The sequence below is a fragment of the Ruminococcus sp. D54t1_190329_F1 genome, from assembly GCF_015551645.1.
Classification (GTDB): domain Bacteria; phylum Bacillota; class Clostridia; order Lachnospirales; family Lachnospiraceae; genus Blautia_A; species Blautia_A faecis.
The window spans coordinates 16187-31757 of record NZ_JADNDC010000012.1 but is presented as its reverse complement, the minus strand read 5'-3'; the positions used below and the strand labels follow the sequence as shown (position 1 = coordinate 31757).

At 42.6% G+C, this 15571-nt stretch carries 13 protein-coding genes, 5 tRNA genes and 2 pseudogenes; 10 read left to right on the top strand and 10 right to left on the bottom strand.

The features are described 5' to 3' along the window. The first annotated feature begins 602 nt into the window (after positions 1 to 602). The 4 genes from I2D69_RS07230 to I2D69_RS07215 all read left to right on the top strand — a co-directional run bounded on the left by I2D69_RS07230 (position 603) and on the right by I2D69_RS07215 (position 2717). Complete coding sequence (locus tag I2D69_RS07230) at positions 603 to 1256, top strand: restriction endonuclease (RefSeq protein WP_148462538.1); 654 nt, start codon at positions 603 to 605, stop codon at positions 1254 to 1256. A 136-nt stretch (positions 1257 to 1392) separates the two neighbouring features. After that, the gene (locus I2D69_RS20900; RefSeq protein WP_330604902.1) at positions 1393 to 1806 is read left to right on the top strand and encodes a spore coat associated protein CotJA; all 414 of its coding nucleotides are present in this window, start codon (positions 1393 to 1395) and stop codon (positions 1804 to 1806) included. Next, complete coding sequence (locus tag I2D69_RS07220; protein WP_148462539.1) at positions 1803 to 2078, top strand: spore coat protein CotJB; 276 nt, start codon at positions 1803 to 1805, stop codon at positions 2076 to 2078. The genes I2D69_RS20900 and I2D69_RS07220 overlap by 4 nt, the downstream gene beginning before the upstream one ends. A 6-nt stretch (positions 2079 to 2084) precedes the next feature. Beyond that, positions 2085 to 2717, top strand: a complete 633-nt coding sequence (locus tag I2D69_RS07215; protein WP_195379667.1) for a manganese catalase family protein — start codon at positions 2085 to 2087, stop codon at positions 2715 to 2717. A 222-nt stretch (positions 2718 to 2939) separates the two neighbouring features. Here I2D69_RS07215 and I2D69_RS07210 read toward each other — a convergent pair whose 3' ends face one another. From I2D69_RS07210 to I2D69_RS20895, 9 genes and pseudogenes are all read right to left on the bottom strand, one after another. Then, positions 2940 to 3842: a radical SAM protein gene (locus tag I2D69_RS07210; RefSeq protein WP_173770002.1), complete on the bottom strand. Its 903-nt coding sequence runs from the start codon at positions 3840 to 3842 to the stop codon at positions 2940 to 2942. Positions 3843 to 3845: 3 nt separating this feature from the next. Continuing rightward, positions 3846 to 5693: a sugar ABC transporter substrate-binding protein gene (locus tag I2D69_RS07205; RefSeq protein WP_195379666.1), complete on the bottom strand. Its 1848-nt coding sequence runs from the start codon at positions 5691 to 5693 to the stop codon at positions 3846 to 3848. Then, positions 5677 to 7578 carry a sensor histidine kinase gene (locus I2D69_RS07200; RefSeq protein WP_243243777.1) on the bottom strand — a complete coding sequence of 634 codons (1902 nt, stop codon included), beginning with the start codon at positions 7576 to 7578 and terminating at the stop codon, positions 5677 to 5679. The genes I2D69_RS07205 and I2D69_RS07200 overlap by 17 nt, the downstream gene beginning before the upstream one ends. Continuing rightward, positions 7469 to 9013 (bottom strand): response regulator, encoded by a 1545-nt coding sequence (locus I2D69_RS07195; RefSeq protein ID WP_118581742.1) that lies wholly within the window; start codon positions 9011 to 9013, stop codon positions 7469 to 7471. Before I2D69_RS07195 ends, I2D69_RS07200 begins: the two co-directional genes overlap by 110 nt. A gap of 271 nt (positions 9014 to 9284) precedes the next feature. Next, positions 9285 to 10121 (bottom strand): carbohydrate ABC transporter permease, encoded by an 837-nt coding sequence (locus I2D69_RS07190; RefSeq protein ID WP_118581591.1) that lies wholly within the window; start codon positions 10119 to 10121, stop codon positions 9285 to 9287. Next, positions 10121 to 10975 carry a sugar ABC transporter permease gene (locus I2D69_RS07185; RefSeq protein WP_118581588.1) on the bottom strand — a complete coding sequence of 285 codons (855 nt, stop codon included), beginning with the start codon at positions 10973 to 10975 and terminating at the stop codon, positions 10121 to 10123. Before I2D69_RS07185 ends, I2D69_RS07190 begins: the two co-directional genes overlap by 1 nt. A gap of 194 nt (positions 10976 to 11169) precedes the next feature. Next, positions 11170 to 12447 (bottom strand): ABC transporter substrate-binding protein, encoded by a 1278-nt coding sequence (locus I2D69_RS07180; RefSeq protein WP_118581585.1) that lies wholly within the window; start codon positions 12445 to 12447, stop codon positions 11170 to 11172. Between the two features lie 312 nt (positions 12448 to 12759). After that, positions 12760 to 13629 carry a class II fructose-1,6-bisphosphate aldolase gene (gene fba / locus I2D69_RS07175; protein WP_118581582.1) on the bottom strand — a complete coding sequence of 290 codons (870 nt, stop codon included), beginning with the start codon at positions 13627 to 13629 and terminating at the stop codon, positions 12760 to 12762. 120 nt (positions 13630 to 13749) lie between these two features. Then, a pseudogene (locus I2D69_RS20895) lies at positions 13750 to 13848 on the bottom strand (DUF6783 domain-containing protein); the annotation flags it as partial. Between I2D69_RS20895 and I2D69_RS20890 the strand changes: the two are divergent. From I2D69_RS20890 to I2D69_RS07150, 6 genes and pseudogenes are all read left to right on the top strand, one after another. Then, positions 13825 to 13980: pseudogene (locus I2D69_RS20890) on the top strand (DUF6783 domain-containing protein); the annotation flags it as partial. The pseudogenes I2D69_RS20895 and I2D69_RS20890 overlap by 24 nt on opposite strands. Positions 13981 to 13993: 13 nt before the next feature. Further along, positions 13994 to 14075 (top strand) — tRNA-Tyr (locus tag I2D69_RS07170). Positions 14076 to 14116: 41 nt separating this feature from the next. Beyond that, positions 14117 to 14189, top strand: a tRNA-Thr gene (locus I2D69_RS07165). Between the two features lie 21 nt (positions 14190 to 14210). Next, positions 14211 to 14284 (top strand) — tRNA-Met (locus I2D69_RS07160). 5 nt (positions 14285 to 14289) lie between these two features. Continuing rightward, positions 14290 to 14362: transfer RNA gene (locus I2D69_RS07155), tRNA-Phe, on the top strand. A 71-nt stretch (positions 14363 to 14433) separates the two neighbouring features. Continuing rightward, positions 14434 to 14506: transfer RNA gene (locus I2D69_RS07150), tRNA-Lys, on the top strand. Between the two features lie 342 nt (positions 14507 to 14848). On the opposite strand, the gene yedF is transcribed toward I2D69_RS07150, so the two are convergent. Then, a complete protein-coding gene (gene yedF, locus I2D69_RS07145; protein WP_148463431.1) occupies positions 14849 to 15475 on the bottom strand; it encodes a sulfurtransferase-like selenium metabolism protein YedF in 627 nt (208 codons plus the stop codon). Positions 15476 to 15571: the final 96 nt, after the last annotated feature.

Genomic DNA, 15571 nt, shown 5'->3' with positions numbered 1-15571 from the left:
ACTCCTCCAAATATATAAATAATAGGAAAATGTCAGGTCACAGACAAAAAGTGAGTCTGCTCCTAACATTCTAAACACTGCTATTATAGCACTACTGTATGTTTTTGGAAATAGTCATTTTCTTACAGTAAATCTTAGAGTGTGTTTGAAGTTAACTGTGAACTTTGTTCACAAAAAGCCCGGGAAGTGCGGCGCGAAATCATGCGAATGCGTGATTTCTGTGCATCGCGAAGCGCGTTACTGTGAACGGAGTGAACAGCAACGTGTTGTTCGAACAGGTGTTTACTTTTTATTTCATATGTAGTACAATGACTTTATCTCTATAAATATACTTTTATTTCATTTTCCCGAATTTGGCTTTCGCCATTAACTTTATAAACAGGATATTTTCCCCAGAAATGGAAGGAGGCCGGTGCTTTCGCACCGGCGCGTATGAAAAAGAAAAATATTAAATTAAGAAAGACTTGGTGCTTTCTACAGTTAATAATATACGAAACAAATGTGATAAAAGTGTGAAAGACTTTTGAAAAAATCATGAAACGATTTCTGCTGTTTTTGTATAAAAAAACGAAACAATAACTCAAAATAAGGGATTTTACCAGATGAATGGACACAAATTTGAATATAAATGCGCCCGGATGCTGCGCCGAAAGGGATTTCACCATGTAGAAGTTACCAAAAAAAGTGGTGACCAGGGTGTTGACATCATTGCCTACAAACATTTTTCAAAATATGCAGTTCAATGCAAATATTATTCTTATCCAGTTGGGAATAAAGCAGTGCAAGAGGTCTATGCCGGGGGCAAATACTATGACTGCGACCGCTGCATCGTTATGACAAATGGCACTTTCACCAAGGCAGCTATCAGCGCAGCCAATAAATTAGATGTAAAGCTATGGGACAACTGCTCTATGTTAAAGAGTACAAGTCTGATTTTTGAAATAATGAGAGCAATGAATATTCTTGGAATCCTATTTGGATGTTATCTTCTAAGAAATGTTTTTCCATTTTCTTCGGATACTTATATGCAGTATTATCGGGAATTTTCCCTGATTCTGGCTGGGCTTCTTGGCTGGCTGGGCTGGGAGAACTGGATGTTAAGTACTTTAGCTGGAGCACTGTACCTTTTCCTTGGATTTACATTTCAAGGAACAGGCAATGTTCCTGAATTCCTGGCAGGCGGTGTAAATCTTGTATTTCTGATTCCATCACTGATTTATTTTGTGCATGTGTATCTCTTAAAACCAAAGCCATAATAAAAAATACCATCAGTTCTTTTCACTGCACCACCAACAGTATACGTAACTATTACATTCTCTTATATAAACACATTTATATATTTTTACATAGAATAAAGGGAAAGACCTTACGGAATAAGGAAAGGATCTGTTTATGGAAAATTATCAGATGAACCGTTCGGGCTGCCGCCCTTATAATAGAACCTGCGGGATGATGAATTTCTCTCCCGCTCCACTGTCGCAAATGCGGCGACAGACTTCTTGCAGCGAAATGAATTGTGAGTCCTCAGACTGTACCAGACCATATAAAAATTCCGGTGATTTCATACCTGTGAAGTCTTCATACAATCCGTCAATTTCCCAAACACCAAACTGCCCTTGCGCTAAACCAGTTTCATCAAAAACAGATAATATGTATGAGCACCTGAAACACCTAGCACCAGCAATGGCCTATGTACCATATCAGAATTTCACTTCAGCCTATGATCTTGATTATGCCTTGTCTGTGGGCACTATTTTCCCACAGCTTTGTAAACCATTCTGTGGAAAGAGAGGTATTCGAAGATGATGAGAAAGCAGCCTTCCCCAAGATGCTCTTTTTTACAGCAGATCAATGAGGTTAGTTTCGCTGTCAATGACATGCTTCTTTATCTGGATACTCACCCTGAGGATCAAAAAGCATTGCGCTATTTTTCCGATATTTCTGACCGTCGCAACCAGCTGATGGCCGAATATGCTGAGAAATACGGTCCTCTGACCATCGACAATGCAGCTGTAAGCAGTGAAAATGCATGGAAATGGTCTCAGCAGCCATTTCCATGGGAAAAGGAAGGAGCGTGACAGTTTATGTGGAATTATGAAAAAAGATTACAGTATCCAATCAATATCAAAACGCCAAATGCGAAGCTGGCTCAGTTCATTATGAGCCAGTATGGTGGCCCGGATGGAGAAATCGGTGCTTCTATGCGCTATCTCTCCCAGCGCTTTACCATGCCGAACCGAACCTCTGCAGCTGTGCTTAATGATATCGGTACTGAAGAACTGGCGCATCTGGAGATGGTTTCCACCATGGTTCACCAGCTTACCCGTGACCTCACTATGGAAGAAATTGAGAATTCCGGGCTGGGACCATATTATATTGACCACACAGTTGGCGTGTGGCCACAGGCAGCAGGGGGTGTTCCCTTTAATGCCTGCGAATTCCAGAGTAAAGGTGATCCGATCACGGATTTATTTGAAGACCTTGCAGCAGAACAGAAAGCACGCTCCACTTATGACAATATTCTCCGTGTAGTACGAAATATCCCGGAAGTTGCTGATCCTATCCGTTTCCTGCGTGCAAGGGAAGTGGTACATTTCCAGCGATTTGGTGAAGCACTTCGCTCCATCCAGGAACAATTGGATGCTAAAAACTTCTACGCTTTCAATCCAGGCTTTGACAATCCCTGCACTGCAAGCTGTGCACCTGAAGCAAAATAGCATATGCTGCTGGTCATAAAGATAACCGTAACAGCAATACACATCTCACAGAAAACCTTTTTTAAACACGCTCTAATACTGCCCGGCAATTGCTGGGCAGCTTCAAAACAGTAGTCAGCAGGCTTTTTCTCCCCATACCAATTGTTCGTTTACTCAACTTCAAAGTCACCACAAATATCCTCTGGAACTATATCATCGGATTCGTGCATAATACTTTTTCTTTCATACCCCTTCATAATCAAACGCCGGTATAAAACTTTCCTCCGCGGTCTCCCCTTCCTGAAAATAGCCATTTTCGATTCCAAGCTCAATGGCAGCGTCCAACACCTTTTCATACTCTCGTCTGGTCACTTTCCGATTCAGTTCCGGAAATTTCTCATTCTTCCAGACAGGCGTATATTGGTTCATTACGCTGATAAAAATATCCTCCCCATAAGTCCGGTACAGATATTTCAATACTGCAATAGAATTTTTGGTATGCCCTGGCAAAATCAGATGACGAACAATTGTCCCGCGTTTTATATATCCATCCTCCGCAAACTGACAGGGACCGGTCTGACGCATCATTTCGGCAATTGCACTCTGCGCCGCCTGCGGATAATCCCTTGCGTTGGAAAAAGCAGCAGCCAATTCAGGCTCCATATATTTCATATCTGGCAGATATACATCCACATAGCCATCCAGTCTCCGGATAGTTTCCACGCTCTCATACCCACTGGAATTGTACACGACTGGAAGATTCATTCCCTTTCCTCTGGCCAGCTCCAACGCCAAAATAATATGCGGCACATAATGCGCCCCAGTGACCAGATTCAGATTTGCCGCCCCTTTTTCCTGCAATTCCAGAAAAATTTCAGCAAGCCGCTCCACTGAAATTTCTTTTCCGGAATCCCCAATGGCAATATCCCGGTTCTGGCAGAAACAGCACCGCAAGCCGCAGCCAGAGAAAAAAACAGCCCCTGATCCTTTTTTTCCTGAAATACAAGGTTCCTCCCACATATGAAGAGCGGCACGGGCAGCCCTTATAGTACTGTCCATGCCACAATATCCTCTTTTGCCCTCCAGACGATTCACATTACACTTCCGGGGGCATAAGGTACAATTCTTAAATAATTCTTCTCGCATAAATTACGAATTCTCCTCTCTGATCTTCTCGGTCAGTTCCCTTCCCCCCTGGTTATACCACTCTTCCACAAAGGTATCAAAGTAATCCATGGGCTGCTCTCCCATGATCATCTGAATAAAGGCATTTTTCTCCAGGGAAGCAAGCATGTTGGGAATCTCTCCATCCGAATCAACCAGATATGTTCTGCGCACCGAACTATAATGGCCGTCAACCAGCACGCCCACTGCTGAAATTCTGGACTTGTACGCAGCCCAGTCCTCTACAGTTACATTTTTCCCGCTCAAATACTTCATACAGGCATCATAGTAAGACTTCTCCAGTGCGCTTAAATTACTTGCCTTCTGCTTGCCGGACATTACTCTCCTGATATCCTTCGTAACATTATAAATTGCCTCATTATAATCCACATTAATAACCAGCGGTCTGGCTGTAGGGTCCACATTCAAAGCAAAATAGCTGTTGATCTCATCCGCATTTTCCTCATCTTCAAACCGGCTGTAATCAAACAGAACACTGATAATTTTCATTACAATTTCCGGATGTTCGTAACCCTTTCTCACAACCACATATTTGTTGTCCCGAAAAGAAGCATAAACGTTATCTTTTTCCTGGTATTCAGCAGTAAGGTAATAAGGCTCCCAGTCTGCTTCCGGATCATTCTCAGCCACATCCATAAGCGGATTATTCGGTGCCCACCAAAGTCCAAAAAACGCACCGCATTTACCTTCCACTACCAGATCACGGAGATTATTCTGAGCACGCAGGGCAAAGTTCTGATCCAGTATTCCTCTTTCATATAGCTCACGCAAATAAGCAACGGCAGATCTGGTCTCCTCTGTCAAAGAACCATAGACAATTTCCCCATCTTTGTCCTTGATCCATCTTCTTGGATAAGAATAAAATTTTTCAAAAACAGGTTCCACCGAATAATTCTGACTGGTAGTAGACACAAAATTGGTATCACACACAAGTCCCACAGGATCTTCCCCTTCCTCTGCTCCCATCCTGTTTTCCTGAAAAACCTGGATAATATCCATAGCCTCTTCCAGAGTCTCTGGCTCTGCAAGCCCCAGCTGATCCATCCAGTCCTTTCTCATCCACAAAAGACAGGGACCGTGGTCGATTACTGCTTCCGGAAGCGCCATCAGCTTACCATCAAAGGTTCCTGCACCGAGAAGCTGGGGACCATAGCTGTTATACATGGCCTTGATTCTCGGGGAGGTACAGTTTGCATAAACCTCAGTCAGATCCTCCACCATGTCATTTTCCACAAGAACATTTAAAGTCTCCCTGTCTGAAACCACCAGTACATCCGGCAAAGTGTGATCATTTACCAGCACATTCACATACTCGTCGTAGCGATCCTCCCGCTCCATATAGGCATTTTCATTCTGCACGTTCAGAATCTCTTTCAGATATCTGGTATAAGCGCTGTCTTCGTAGGTATTTCCTGCTGGAAGATTGGAATTATTGGCACCGCTCATCTGTCCTAAAGTATAAGTCACAAGCTCCGGGTACTTTCCATACGGAGTTGTGGAAGCTTTTTTCCACAATCCGCTATCTGTAGAATTATCTGTCTGGGATTCTTCTGTTTCTGTACTTTTCTCTGCATCCGTTCTGTTTTCTGCTGTCTTTTCCGTCTCGTTGTCTACAGTGCCTGGGTCAGCTGCATCAATTCCGGAATCACTGCATGATTCCTCAGAAAGCTCATAATCTGCTTCTTCGTATTCCACACCCGTTGTCTCTTTTCCCATATTTCCAGCTGCGCTATCACAGCCTGTCAATGAACCAGACGAAATCAACATGGAAAAAGTCAGTCCCAATACCAGAATTCTATTTTTTTTCTTCACTTTTTCCACCTTTCTTTCCTGTTGTGTCCTCTGTGTCTTCTTCCGGCTCCTGCAAAAACTTTTTCGCAGAAAACTCTCCGGCTGCCACAGCCTCCTCATCCGCTTTTTCTCTTGGAATTCTCATTTCCACCCTGGTGCCTTGATTGATCTGGCTAAACACCTTGATTCCATACTCCATCCCATAAAGAAGCTGCATTCTGTCATTGACATTTTTAAGACCATATCCGGAAGCCTTGTAAGTTACCAGCTTATCTGCCTCTTCCTGTTCCATTCCTGGTCCATTATCCTCCACAGCAAGAAGCACATCCTCACCGTCCTTTACAAAAAACAGTTTCAGAATCTTCTCTCCTTCTTCTTTCATGTCCAGCCCATGCTCCAATGCATTCTCCACAACAGGCTGCAGCAGCAATTTAGGCACAATATCTCCTTTCACCTCCGGGTCAATGTCCCAGATCACCTGAAAATCATTGTCATGCATCACCAGCTGGATATCCAGATACGCCTTAATATTCTGAATACAGTTATCCACAGTTACCATATCCTGCCCCTTACTCAAAGCAGTCCGGTAGAACATAGATAAGGACAAAGTAACCTTACTGATTTCCCTCTGATTGCTTCGAATAGCCATCCAGTTGATAACAGACAGGGAGTTATACAAAAAATGAGGGTTGATCTGGGCAGTCAGTGCCTTCAGTTCAAACTCTTTCAACGCAATCTTATTCTCATAAACCTCATGGATCAGACGATTGATCTCGTCCATCATGCTTCGGAAGCTGCGCACCAGAAGGCCAATTTCATCTCCAGCATTGCTGTCCACCGTAACCTCACGGCTCCCCTGGTTTACCCGGTTCATGTTATCGGTAAGCTCCTCAATCTTTCTGGTAAAAAGTCTGGAAAAAGAAAGTCCCAACACCAGAATTATGGCTACACAGGCCGCAATCAGGGGAATCTCGCTGACCAGGATTCCTGACACAGAGCTGTCCACTGCTGATTGCAGCTTATACAGATAAAAAATCCATCCGCAAGCCGCGTTCTTCCGGTTTACAAAAGCATAATCTCCCTGCCCGGACTCCAGAAACTCCCTGGAGACAGCCTCTCCCGAATCCTTTTCTTCCTTTTCACCCAGCATTTCCTTCTGAAACAGAACATTTCCCCCTTTATCCAGGATCATGCCCCCGGATTCTGCAGAAATAATCTTTTCAAAGGGCTGAAAAATCTTATTATAATCCAGTGTAACGCAAAGAACTGCTGTCTGCTCTCTGCCAGTATAAATCCGCCTTACAGCTGCAATCTCCGGTATCTGGCTGTCCACCACCCACTGCACAGACACATCCTCTTCCAGTTTGTCATACCACCACTCCTTATCCACCTCTGACAAAGGCACAAGTGTATACTCATGGCGCACTTTAATGCTTTCTGCAAACAACTGGATCTGTATAATGGCATCATGATAAGACTTTGGTACAGACAAAAGAGGATCTGCTACTTCTGTATATTTTATATACGCTTGATAATTATCCATATTTTTCTCCGTGATCAGATCCTCAATATCCGGGGAATAAGTGAGATAATTCAGAAGACTGGAAAAAACTTCTATCTGGCTGTCGATTCCCTCTCCGGTCTGTTCCAGAATGGAAGACATATCCTCCATTTCTTTTTCCCGGAGCAGACTGCTCATGCGGCCATGGCTATACAATACAAGCAGGATCATGGGAACCAGGCTGGCTGTCACAAGAAGAATAGTCAGCTTATGACGATATTTCATATTCTCAAATTTATTCTTTATGACTGCCGGTATTTTCATCCTCTTCACCGGTTCCTTTCCGATAGGACTCCGGGCTGCTTCCATAATATTCCCTGAAACTTCTGCAGAAATAAGAAACATTGGGGATTCCTACCTGTTCACTGACCTGTGCCACCTTCATATTAGAATTACACAAAAGCTCCTTCGCCTTTTCCATCCGAACCACACGTATAAAGCGGTTCAGGTTCATACCAGTCTCTTTTTTAAAAATAAAGCTGAGATAGCCAGAAGACAAATACACCTTCTCCGCCAATGTCTCAAGACTTAAATCCTCCGCATAGTGCTGGTAAATATAATTCTTCACAGAAGCAACTTCATCTCTGGAATCACTCATGGAACGCTCCAGAAACTCCTCGTACTCCTTAATATTCTCCTGGGTGATTGCAAGGATCTGCTTCAGATTGGTACAACTGTACAGCCGCTCTACCTCATGATCCAGCTTCCGCTCCTCAGAGAACTGATTTTCCTGAAAAAGCTCCTGGATCACATTGGAAAAAACAAATTTCACATACATGGCAGAGAAACGGGTATCATTCTCATATTTCTTCACCAGACACTCAAAATGCTTCTTCAGCTGCTCCACATCTTTGCGGGAAATGTCTTCGGAAATCTTCTCCATCAGACGGGAATCCTGTGTCTCCGCATTCACCGGCTGGCTGTCAGAGGCCTCATTATTAAACACATGCACATCTGGATGATAAAATTTCTCCTCCATGGTCTGCTCCAACTGGGACATAATTTCAGGCAGCGCCTCATGCCCTTCAAACCGGCTGCTCACTGCAAGGTGAAAACTTGCAGAGTAATTCTGCTTCAAAATGTCATATAAATGCTTGGCAACCAGCTGATAATCGCAGTACACATCAGAAAAAAACAGCACAGACTGTCTGGTATTCAGATTCAGGTAAAAGAAATTCCGGTGCAATCCCTGCATCAGTTCCTCATCAATATTATCTGGAACATTGTCAAAAAATGCCTTATCTGATTCGATAAGAATCGCACAGTGCCACTGCTCCCAGTTAGATTCATCTAAAATCTCCCCAGCTTTTTTCAACACTTCTTCATTTCCGGAATACAGGTAAGTCTGAAGAAAATACTGAAGAAGAAAATTCTTCCCTTTCTCTTCCTTCTGCTTCTTGGACCGGATACTTTGAAGCTCTGCTTTTACTTTCCCGATAGTTGTATGAAATGTATCCGGATCAACCGGCTTCAGCACGTAATCCTTCACTCCGTAACGCATAGCTTCCTGGGCAAAAGCGAAATCACTGTATCCACTAAAAATTACAATTGGAAGATTGGGATACTCTTCTCTGACCTTGCTAGCCAGCTCCAGACCGTCCATATGAGGCATTTTTATGTCTGTTAAAAGAAAATCAATCTCTTCACTTCGCAATACATTCAGTGCCTGCCTGCCATTGGCAGCCTCATGGATCTCGTATTCTCCCTCTTCCTGTGCCAGAAGGAATTTAATTCCCTCCCGCTCAATTTTCTCATCGTCTGTTATCAAAACTCTGTACATATTGGTACTCCGATCTTTTATTATATTTAACACCGGGACAACTCTTCCAACTGTCATTTATGTCCGTCTGTCAGAAAAGCCAGAAATTTCATATCGCCTGTTGCTTCGCCCCATTTTTTCTGTCTGGCGCACATGAAATCTTATATAAAGATAAAGATAGCCCCTCGCATCTCTGCAAAGAACTATCTTTATTTTAACATTCTGGTATCATATTGAAAAGGGAATAATCTCCAAATTTCTCAGGTAAAAACCGTTCTTTTACCCAAAGAAATCAACCCTTAACTGCACCTGCAACAACTCCCTCGATAATATATTTCTGGCAAACCAGATATACAACAATAATCGGGATAATGTCGATCATAATACTTGCCATCATCGGTCCCATCTGCACATGACCATAGCTTCCACGGAAATACTGGATTGCCATTGGAATTGTTTTATACTTCTTAATATCCAGAACCAGTGTTGGAAGAAGATAATCGTTCCATACCCACATCAGCTCCAGAATTGCAGTAGAGATAATGGTTGGTTTCAAAATCGGAATCAAGATCTTAAAGAAAACCTGCAGAGGACTGCATCCATCAATCATGGCAGCTTCCTCAATTTCCAGCGGGCTTCCTTTTACAAAACCGGTAAACATAAATACTGCAAGTCCGGCACCAAATCCAAGGTAAACAATGCAAATGGTGTATGGATTATTCAGTTTCAAAGTATCTGCTGTTTTTGCCAGGGTAAACATAACCATCTGGAAAGGAACAACCATACTGAATACGCAAAGGTAATACAGAACCTTGGAAAGCAAGCCGTTTACACGTACAATGTACCATGCGCACATAGAGCAACAAAGCAGAATCAAAACAACAGACATAACTGAGATCACAAGGCTGTACCAGAAGGATTTCAGGAAATCCATCTGTGTGACGCTGGCTATAAAGTTCTGGATTCCGTTCCAGGTCTCAGATGTAGGAAACTGGAAAACACCAGATGTAGTAATTGCGGACTCCACTTTTAAGGAGTTAAACAGGATCATAACAATCGGGTAGATCCAGATAATTGAAATTATAGAAAGAATTATAGTTGGGATAATACTTTTTTTCTTATCTGCCATTATGCCTGCACCTCCTTAGATGATGTTGCACGAAGCTGGATCAATGCGATCGCAACAACCAGTACAAAGAATACAACTGCTTTTGCCTGACCGATCCCCTTCCATGCAGGACCACTTCGTCCGTAGAATGTATCGTAAATGTTCAGTGCCAGTAACTGTGACTGTTTTCCAGGATCTCCGCCTGTAAGGGAAAGGTTCTGGTCGAACATCTTGAATCCGTTTGTAAGAGTAAGGAATGTACAAATTGTAACAGATGGCATGATCATCGGAATCTTGATTTTAAACAGGATCTGTGTTGCGGTTGCGCCATCAATCTGTGCGGCCTCAATCAGATCCGGAGATACGTTATTAAGACCAGCCACATAAATGATCATCATATATCCAATCTGCTGCCATAACAACAGAATGATCATTCCAATAAAACCATTTGTTGCAGACAACTTCAGAAGAGGCTGTCCCCACATGGAAAGCAGACCGTTTAACAGTGTCTGCCAGATATAACCAAGTACAATACCACCGATCAGGTTCGGCATGAAGAATACAGTACGGAACACGTTTGTTCCTTTGAATCCTTTTGTCAAAGCCAGTGCAATGGAAAATGCCAGCACATTGATCAGAATACTGGAAACAAATGCGAATACAACGGTCAGCCAGAATGCATGACTGAAGTCACCGCCGATAAAAATTTTCTGGTAGTTGGAAAGTCCAACCCAGACTACATCTTTTACAGTTGAAAATTTACAAAATGAAAGATAAATACCCCAGATAAACGGCCATAAGAAACCGATAATAAATGCAGCCAATGTTGGCAGAACAAATACCGGCCACCATTTTTTCAGAGATTTTCCTACCATTTTTCACTCCTCCTTTTCCTGTTATGACACCTTTGCGGAAGGTTATCCGCCACCCCAAAACATTACATCATTTTCCCATTAAAATGGGGAGGCTGTATTTCGCCTCCCCACCCTGTTCACCATTCTATATTATGTCCTGAATTTCTTCCGGACATATTATATGCTGTTGGAAAGAAATTTATTACCTGTTACGATTATTCGGAAAGAGCTTTCTCAGTTGCCCAATTGTCAACGAATGCGGAAACTACATCATCCCAGGAACCGCTTCCTGCTGCATATAATGTAAGTGCTGTACCAAGACCGTTCTTCCACTCTTCAGATGGCATTGTTGTGAAGTTCCATGATACAGGTGTAAGACCAGCTGCTGTATACTCTGCATCCTGTTTTACAAATACGTTTGTGGATTCCTGTGCTGTTTTGAAAGGAATTGTGAAGCCCATATCTTCTGACATAGCCTTTGTTCCATCCTCAGAAGTTACACACCAGTTCATGAAATCAAGTGTTGCCTGAATATCTTCCTCGGAAGCTTCTTTGTTTACACACCAGAAGTTCTCTGTACCGGTTGCAAGGCCTTCATTCTCATCATCAACACCGAAGTAAATCGGGATCATAGCCAACTCGTCATCACTGTATGTCTTGGACAGTTCGCCATATTCCCAGGAACCATTCTGATAGAATACTGCATCTCCGTTGATGAACTCGTTACGGGAGTCATCTGCTGTCTTAGCAGAAAGCTCTGCTCCATCGCAGGTAGAATCTGTAATATAAAGATCAAATACGTTCTTATAGTTATCAAGGTATGTTCCCTTGATTGCATCTGTATCATCGATGCCATCTGCCTGATACTCATAGTAGATTGGAAGGTTTGCAAGGTGTGTTTTGAATCTCCAGTCAGAGGATCCGTCCATACCAGCGCTTGTGAAAGCACCTTTCACTCCAAGCTCATCTTTTCTTGCCTGGATGTCATCCGCAACCTTCTTCAGATCATCAAAGCTCTTGATGTCATCTACTGTGTAGCCTGCTTTTTCCAGTAAGGTTTTGTTTACGATCAGTCCATAGGACTCGATTACGTATGCAATACCATCAACTGCATCACCGTCTTTTACAGTGTAAGCATCAGATGTAAGCTGTGAGTAGATATCAGATCCGGACAGATCATAGCAATAATCCTTCCAGTTCTTAAGTCCTACTGGTCCATTTACCTGGAAAAGTGTAGGAGCATCGCTCTTAGCCATCTCAGACTGAAGTGTGGTCTCATACTGTCCGGAAGCTGCTGTAACAACTGTTACCGGAACGCCTGTCTCTTCTGTATATTTTGCTGCCAGGTTCTGCCATGCTTCATCCTGCTCTGGTTTGAAGTTTAAGTAGTAAACCTTTCCAGCTGCATCATCAGCCATAACCGGTAATGCCGGTACCATAGAAGCTGCCATAACTGCGCTAAGTCCCATTGCTGCGATTTTTCTCATCTTCATAATTTTACTCTCCTTTTCTTTGAGAACCGTTTCTTAAGATGTTTATATAATACTGATTTTTCTGTTAAAAAACCATGATAAAAAATCAAGAAACATGTTCATTTTTTTAGAGAGTGATATTTGAATATGGACATTTTGTCGCAACTTGTACAAAACATTACAATTTTTATCAGATCCAGACTTTGAATAATAATTCGGGTCACAAGCCAGAACCTATTGGAAAAAGCAGTCTGTGAAACATCTCATATATGCAAAAGAGGACTGCTTGCGCAGTCCCCTTTCTCTTTCCGCATGTGCGGAGAAAAATCATATTCAGGCTTTTCCAACGGATCCGAAGATTTCCATTTTCTCTTTAACAGTAGCCTTGATTGCATCGAAGCCAGGTGCAAGAAGCTTACGTGGGTCATATCCTTTACCCTGCTGATCTTTGCCTTCCTCGATGTATTTACGTGTAGCTTCTGCAAAAGAAAGCTGGCACTCTGTGTTAACATTGATCTTGGAAACTCCAAGGTCGATAGCTTTCTTGATCATGTCTGTAGGAATACCTGTACCACCGTGAAGTACTAACGGCATATCACCTGTAAGCTGCTGGATTGCATCCAGAGTCTCAAAGCTTAAGCCCTTCCAGTTAGCTGGATATTTACCATGAATGTTACCAATACCTGCTGCCAGGAAATCGATACCAAGATCAGCGATCATCTTGCATTCCTTAGGATCTGCGCACTCGCCCATACCGATAACGCCATCTTCCTCACCACCGATGGAGCCAACCTCTGCCTCTAAGGACATTCCATGCTCTCTTGTGATCTTAACCAGTTCTTTAGTCTTAGCAACGTTCTCTTCGATCGGGTAATGAGAACCGTCGAACATGATGGATGAGAATCCAGCCTCAACACATTTCAGGCATCCTTCATATGAACCGTGATCCAGGTGAAGTGCAACCGGAACAGTGATCTTCTGCTCTTCCATCATACCTTTAACCATTCCAACAACGGTCTTATAACCAGCCATGTACTTACCAGCGCCTTCGGAAACGCCCAGAATAACCGGGGAATTCAGTTCCTGTGCTGTAAGCAGAATAGCCTTTGTCCACTCAAGGTTGTTGATATTGAACTGACCTACTGCATAATGTCCAGCTTTTGCTTTTTTCAGCATTTCTGTTGCATTAACTAACTCATACATGATAAAATTCCTCCTATCTTTGGAAACACCTTAACTATTTCCATTGTCTGTAGTTTAGCAGATTTTTCCCCATTCGTCTACCTCTTTGCAAAAAAAATGAGTTATTGATTCTTTTTTCATTCACCTGGAGCGTGTTTGAAAAAGGCTTTCTGCAAGATGTGCGTCACAATTTGTGGAAGATTTTGCCCGGATGAGGGCACCGTAGCGGGCTATGGCAACTGAATTCGAGCAAAATATACTGCAAAGTGGGGCGTGCAGATTGCGGGAATGCTTTTTCAAACACGCTCTGGCACACAAAATATCCAAAAAACCGAAAAAATATCTTGCAAAAACTTTCTTCTTTGTATATAATAAATTCGTTCACGGATGGATTCCCGAGTGGCCAAAGGGGACAGACTGTAAATCTGCTGGCGATGCCTTCGAAGGTTCGAATCCTTCTCCATCCATTTGATGAATATAATTCATCTGTTGTAGCCAGTGGTTACGTGCCGATGTGGCTCAATTGGCAGAGCAGCTGATTTGTAATCAGCAGGTTATCGGTTCGAGTCCGATCATCGGCTTTTGGTTTTAAAAGAATATATCGCGGGATGGAGCAGTCTGGAAGCTCGTCGGGCTCATAACCCGAAGGTCATAGGTTCAAATCCTATTCCCGCTACTTATGCCCAGATAGCTCAGTTGGTAGAGCAGAGGACTGAAAATCCTCGTGTCGCTGGTTCGATTCCGGCTCTGGGCATTTTAAATGCCGAAGGTTGTTTAGGAAAAAACTTGGCGTTTAAGATGTGAAATATATGACAAATTTAACATGGAGCATTAGCTCAGTTGGTAGAGCACTTGACTTTTAATCAAGTTGTCCGGGGTTCGAATCCCCGATGCTTCACTTCACAGAATGCCGGAAATCCTTTATTTGTAAGGGTTTCCGGTCTTTTTTTATAACTCCTAAATAACACCAAGTAATCGTGAGTAAATGTCCCATTGAAAACAAGATGTCTCAAATGTGTCTCAGATAAAAATGAAATCCACGCTTTTATCTTTTTATTTTCTTTAAATCAAAATTTGATTACAAAGAAAATTGAGTTGATTTTAAAGCGTGGATTTTATTTATTTAGAAGTTATTTGCTATGAAAGTCCCATCCGTTATCCATGAATTCGCTTATGCAAGCATGGTTCATTCATGGATATCGGACGGAATTTTTGAGTACTTTTTTAATGTGTCAAAGCATTATGGACGTATGATAGTGCCTGCGTTTTCCATAATTTCTACGATTTCGTACATGTTGGTAACGCTGCCGACTGCCAGGCTTTCTTTCAGGCCGTAGAAGTCAAGGCAGGTACCGCAGGTGAGGATTTTTACTCCTTCTGCTTCTAAAGATTTCAGATCTTCCAGGGAATCGGAGTCTTCGCAGGTAAGGGATGCTCCGGAGTTGTAGCACAGAATGATCTCTGGGAGCTGATCCTGTTTGGTGAGAGCGAAAATGAAGGATTTCATAAGAATCTTTCCAAGCTGTTCTTCACCATTTCCCATGGTATTGGCGGAAAGGACGGCTACAAGACCATGTTTCTTGGAATCCGGGGTGCAGGCGGGAGCGGCGGATTCAGCTGCTGGTGTTGAGGTTGTGCTGTTTTCCGGAATCTGGAAGGTTACGGTGAAATCTTTCTCTGTTTTTTTCTCAGAAGAGACTGTAAAGCCTTTGCTGTTGCCAAATTTGGTAAGGTTCTGGACGGCAATTTCATTGTCAACGAGAATGATAAGGGTACCGCCATTTGTCATTTCTTCGGATTCTTTCTTTGCGTTTACAACTGGGAGTGGGCAGGCCATTCCTCTCGCATCAAATGTTTTGTTTTCCATGTGTAATTTCTCCTACTATCTATATTGTATTTTTTTAATTGACATTTTTTAACAGACTCTATAATACAGCATATATTAAGTAATGGATACTCTGAC

What these genes read in the sequence shown, in the direction of transcription:
- I2D69_RS07230 (WP_148462538.1), top strand. Translation starts at nt 603, where the DNA reads ATGAATGGACACAAATTTGAATATAAATGCGCCCGGATGCTGCGCCGA.
- I2D69_RS20900 (WP_330604902.1), top strand. Translation starts at nt 1,393, where the DNA reads ATGGAAAATTATCAGATGAACCGTTCGGGCTGCCGCCCTTATAATAGA.
- I2D69_RS07220 (WP_148462539.1), top strand. Translation starts at nt 1,803, where the DNA reads ATGATGAGAAAGCAGCCTTCCCCAAGATGCTCTTTTTTACAGCAGATC.
- I2D69_RS07215 (WP_195379667.1), top strand. Translation starts at nt 2,085, where the DNA reads ATGTGGAATTATGAAAAAAGATTACAGTATCCAATCAATATCAAAACG.
- I2D69_RS07210 (WP_173770002.1), bottom strand. Translation starts at nt 3,842, where the DNA reads ATGCGAGAAGAATTATTTAAGAATTGTACCTTATGCCCCCGGAAGTGT.
- I2D69_RS07200 (WP_243243777.1), bottom strand. Translation starts at nt 7,578, where the DNA reads ATGTTTCTTATTTCTGCAGAAGTTTCAGGGAATATTATGGAAGCAGCC.
- I2D69_RS07195 (WP_118581742.1), bottom strand. Translation starts at nt 9,013, where the DNA reads ATGTACAGAGTTTTGATAACAGACGATGAGAAAATTGAGCGGGAGGGA.
- I2D69_RS07190 (WP_118581591.1), bottom strand. Translation starts at nt 10,121, where the DNA reads ATGGCAGATAAGAAAAAAAGTATTATCCCAACTATAATTCTTTCTATA.
- I2D69_RS07185 (WP_118581588.1), bottom strand. Translation starts at nt 10,975, where the DNA reads ATGGTAGGAAAATCTCTGAAAAAATGGTGGCCGGTATTTGTTCTGCCA.
- I2D69_RS07180 (WP_118581585.1), bottom strand. Translation starts at nt 12,447, where the DNA reads ATGAAGATGAGAAAAATCGCAGCAATGGGACTTAGCGCAGTTATGGCA.
- fba (WP_118581582.1), bottom strand. Translation starts at nt 13,629, where the DNA reads ATGTATGAGTTAGTTAATGCAACAGAAATGCTGAAAAAAGCAAAAGCT.
- yedF (WP_148463431.1), bottom strand. Translation starts at nt 15,475, where the DNA reads ATGGAAAACAAAACATTTGATGCGAGAGGAATGGCCTGCCCACTCCCA.